This is a genomic window from Micrococcus sp. HSID17227 (assembly GCF_003989405.1).
Taxonomy (GTDB): Bacteria; Actinomycetota; Actinomycetes; order Actinomycetales; family Micrococcaceae; genus Micrococcus; species Micrococcus luteus.
Genome location: NZ_RBLN01000196.1, coordinates 1 through 4,228, shown reverse-complemented (window position 1 = coordinate 4,228; position 4,228 = coordinate 1). Strand labels below are relative to the sequence as shown.

The 4,228-nt window shown below is 76.0% G+C and carries 3 protein-coding genes and 1 pseudogene; all 4 read right to left on the bottom strand.

All coding sequences use genetic code 11. The features are described from left to right. Positions 1-112 precede the first annotated feature (112 nt). Complete coding sequence (gene murC / locus D8M29_RS09270) at positions 113-1,600, bottom strand: UDP-N-acetylmuramate--L-alanine ligase (RefSeq protein ID WP_127445925.1); 1,488 nt, start codon at positions 1,598-1,600, stop codon at positions 113-115. Next, positions 1,597-2,727 (bottom strand): undecaprenyldiphospho-muramoylpentapeptide beta-N-acetylglucosaminyltransferase, encoded by a 1,131-nt coding sequence (gene murG, locus D8M29_RS09265; protein ID WP_036314165.1) that lies wholly within the window; start codon positions 2,725-2,727, stop codon positions 1,597-1,599. Before murG ends, murC begins: the two co-directional genes overlap by 4 nt. After that, positions 2,724-4,016, bottom strand: coding sequence for a putative lipid II flippase FtsW (gene ftsW, locus D8M29_RS09260; RefSeq protein ID WP_095694685.1), 1,293 nt, complete (start codon positions 4,014-4,016; stop codon positions 2,724-2,726). The genes murG and ftsW overlap by 4 nt, the downstream gene beginning before the upstream one ends. A gap of 44 nt (positions 4,017-4,060) precedes the next feature. Further along, a pseudogene (murD, locus tag D8M29_RS13625) lies at positions 4,061-4,228 on the bottom strand (UDP-N-acetylmuramoyl-L-alanine--D-glutamate ligase); the annotation flags it as partial.

Genomic DNA, 4,228 nt, shown 5'->3' with positions numbered 1-4,228 from the left:
GCGGCCGCGACACCGCGGGGGGTGGCGCGGCGCCGGGGGGGGGTGCGGCCCGGGGACTGGACGACGGTGGAGGGGTCGGTTCCGGCCGGGGGCGGCGTCCGGCGGCCGCGCCTCACGGGTGGGCGACGCCGGGCGCCGCGTCCCGGCCGAGCTCGGCCAGCAGGTCCGGGCCCAGGGCGGTGACGTCCCCCGCGCCCATCGTCAGGACGACGTCGCCGGCCGTGGCGCCCGCCGCGAGCGAGCGCACCGCCTCGGCGCGGTCCTCGGCGACGACACGGTCCTCGGCGGCACCCGTGGTGAGGCGGGAGGCGATGAGGGACGAGTCGACGCCGGGCATCGGCTCCTCCCGGGCCGCGTACACGGGCAGCACGCGCACCACGTCCGCCCCGGAGAGGGCGGCGGCGAACTCGGCGGCGAAGTCCCGGGTGCGGGAGAACAGGTGGGGCTGGAACAGGACGTGCACGCGGGCGTCACCGGCCACGGCACGGCCGGCGGAGACCGCGGCGGCCACCTCCGTGGGATGGTGCGCGTAGTCGTCGAAGACCCGCACGCCGCGCGCGGCGCCACGGAACTCGAATCGGCGGGCCGTGCCCCGGAAGGCCTCGACGCCCCGCACGGCGGCCTCGAAGGCCATGCCCGCCCGGACGGCGGCCAGGACCACGGCGGCGGCGTTCAGCGCGTTGTGCCGGCCGGGCACCTGCAGGTGCAGGGTGCGCTCCGGCCCGTCCGCCATCCGGAACGTGGCGCGCTGGCCCACTCCGGTCTCGCCCGGCTCCACCGCGAGGTCGGTGACCAGCAGGTCCGGCACCACGCCGTCGCGGGGCGCCGTGCCGTAGGTCACGACGTCGGCGGCCGCGTTGTCACGGGCCCACGCGGCGAGCTCCGCCGCGCCGGCGTCGTCGAGGCAGGCCACGAGGACCCCGCCCTGGGCGGCGGCTGGCAGCCCGCCCGCGAAGTCCCGGAAGACCTGGTGCACCGCCTCCTCGGTCCCGTAGTGGTCCAGGTGGTCGGCCTCCACGGTCGTGACGATCCCGACCGTGCTCGGGTAGTTCACCAGGGTGCCGTCGGACTCGTCGGCCTCCGCGATGAACCACTCGCCCTGGCCCGCCCGGGCGTTGGTGCCGAGCCCGGCGACGGCGGCGCCGACGGCGAACGTGGGGTCCCAGCCGGCGTCGGAGAAGGCCATGGCGGCCATGGAGGACGTGGTGGTCTTCCCGTGCGTGCCGGCGACGGCCAGCACCCGGTGGCCGCGCATGGCCAGGGCGAGGCCCTCGGAACGGTGCAGCACGCGCAGTCCGCGCGCCACGGCGGCGTCGTGCTCCGGGTTGCCCGGCCCGGCGATCGAGGAGGCGATCACCGTGGTGACGTCCCGGCCGAGGTGCGCGGCGTCGTAGCCGACCGTGATCCGGGCGCCGCCCGCGGCGAGCTCGCGCATCACGGGCAGGTCCTTCGCGTCGGAGCCGGACACCGCGACGCCCTGCTCCTGGAGGATGCGGGCGACCCCCGACACGCCGACGCCGCCGATCCCCAGCAGGTGGACGCGGCCCAGGTCGGCGAAGCGGCCCTCGGCCGCGGGACGGGTGCTCTCGTCTCGGCTCATCGCCGGGCTCCTTCCTGGGCGGCCGAGCGCACGAGGCCGGCCATGGTGACGTCCGCGTCCCGGACGCCGAAGCGGGCGGCCGCCTCCCCCATGCGCGCGAGACGCTCAGGGTCGGTCGCCAGCGGGATCAGCTGACGCTGCACCCACGCGCGCCCGAAGGCGTCGTCGCGGACGAGCAGCGCGCCCTCCGCCTCCACCACGGGGCGGGCGTTGAGCGCCTGCTCGCCGTTGCCGATGGGCAGGGGGACGTAGACGGCGGGCAGGCCGACCGCGGACACCTCGCAGACCGTGCCGGCGCCCGAGCGGGCGACGATCAGGTCGGCGGCGGCGTAGGCCTGCTCCATGCCCGCCAGGTACTCCCGCTGGACGTAGCCGTCCCGGACCAGCAGGCTGCCGTCGTCCTCGGTGAGGGCCTTGTCCCGACCGGTCAGGTGGAATACCTGCAGACCGGCGTCCAGGAGGTCGCCCAGCGCGGCGCGCACGGTGCGGTTCACGGCCAGCGCACCCGAGCTGCCGCCGGTCACCACGACGGTGGTCCGGTCCGGGTCGAGGCCGAGGGCCTCACGGGCGGCACGGCGGGCGGCCGCCCGGTCCAGGCCGGAGATCTCGGGGCGCATCGGCATGCCCACCCAGCGGGCGCCGCGGAGGCGGGTGTCCGGCAGGGCGGTGCCGACGTGCGCGGCCCGCAGGGCGCCGATGCGGTTGGCCAGGCCGGGGCGGGCGTTGGCCTCGTGGACCACCACGGGCACACCGGCCCGGAACGCCGCGAGGTACACGGGGGTCGCGACGTAGCCGCCCACACCCACGACGACGTCGGCGCGCCGGTCCCGCAGGATCCGGGCCGCCGTCGCGACCGCGGCGCGCATGCGGGCCGGGAAGCGGACGACGTCCATCGACGGGCGGCGCGGCATCGGGACCCGGTCGATCAGGTCGAGCTCGTAGCCCGCCTCGGGGACGAGACGCGTCTCCATGCCGGAGGCGGTGCCGACCATGGTGCACTCGACGGGACCGCCGCCGTCGCCCTCCAGGGCGCGGGCGATCGCGAGCATCGGGGAGATGTGGCCGGCGGTGCCGCCGCCGGCCAGCACCACCCGCAGGGGTCCGGAGGGATGAGAGGTCTGCGTCATCGGGGCTCCTGGAGGGCGGGGGTGGGGATCACGGGGAGGGGGTCGGTGTCCGGCTCGTCCGCCTGCGGGCGGGCGTCCGGCTGGACGGCACGGCGGCGCTCGTGCCGGGCGAAGGCCAGCACGATGCCGACCGCGCTCAAGGACAGGGTGAGCGCGGAACCACCATAGGAGATGAAGGGCAGCGGGACGCCCACCACGGGGATGATCCCGGAGACCATCGCGATGTTGACGGCCGCCTGACCCACCAGCCAGGCCAGGATCCCCCACGTCGAGAGGCGGATGAACGTGGACGTGGTCCCGGCGGCGACGCGGTAGATGCCGATCGCCAGGCCGAGGTAGGCCAGCAGCACCACCAGCGTGCCCACGAGTCCGAGCTCCTCGCCGAGGATGGTGAAGATGAAGTCGTTCTCGGCCTCCGGGATGTAGCTCCACTTCTGGCGGGACTGGCCGAGGCCCGCGCCCCACCAGCCGCCGGAGGCCAGGGCGTACATCCCGTGCGCCGGCTGGAAGCAGGGGTCGGTGGCGTCGGAGCAGTCCCCCATCCAGGCCTGCACCCGGACCATGCGGTGCGGGGCGAGGAGGGTCAGGGCCAGGATGCCCAGCACGCTCAGCGCCAGGAAGGTGAGGAAGACCCCCCAGTGGGTGCCGGCCACGTACAGCACCGTGGCCAGCACGATCGCGAGGATGATCGCGGTCCCGAGGTCGCTGCCCGCCATCACCAGGCCCAGCAGCAGCAGGCCGCCGGGCAGCACCGGGATCAGCGCGTGCCGCACCTGGGTGACGAGGCGGTGCTTGCGCTCCAGGACCGCCGCCGCCCACAGGGCCAGGGCGAGCTTGGCGGCCTCGGAGGGCTGCATCCGGAACCCCCCGATGCCCAGCCAGTTGCGATTGCCGCCCACGGTGACGCCGAGCGGGGAGAACGCGACCAGCGCGAGCAGGATCACGGCCACGCCGAACGCCGGCCAGGCCATCGCCTTGAGGACGCGCACCGGCAGGCGCGAGAACACGAGCAGGGCCGCCACGCCCGCCACCGCCCAGGCGGTCTGGCGCAGGAACAGGGCGTACGAGCCGCCGCCGGTGCCGATCGCCTCGACGGAGGACGAGGAGAGCACCATCACGAGGCCCAGCACCGTGAGCAGGGCGGTGCAGCCGCTGATGAGCAGGACCGACAGGTCGAGGGCGCGGCGACCCTCGAGGACCCGCCACATCCGGCGCAGGAGCCGTTCCCGATGCTCGGGGGCGTCGTCGTCCGCGCCGGAGCGCACCGGGCGGAGCTCGATCGGGGACATGGCCCTCCTCACGGGGGAAGCGAGACGGTCGGGTGGGCGGCGGGTCAGTCGGCGTCGGGCGCGGCGTCGTCGTGCACGTCCCAGCCGTGCTCGCGCATCAGCCCGGCGACGGCCTCGATGAACGCCTCGCCGCGGGCCGCGTAGGAGCGGAACTGGTCCATCGACGCCGCGGCGGGCGCCATGAGCACGGTGTCGCCGGGGCGGGCCAGGCC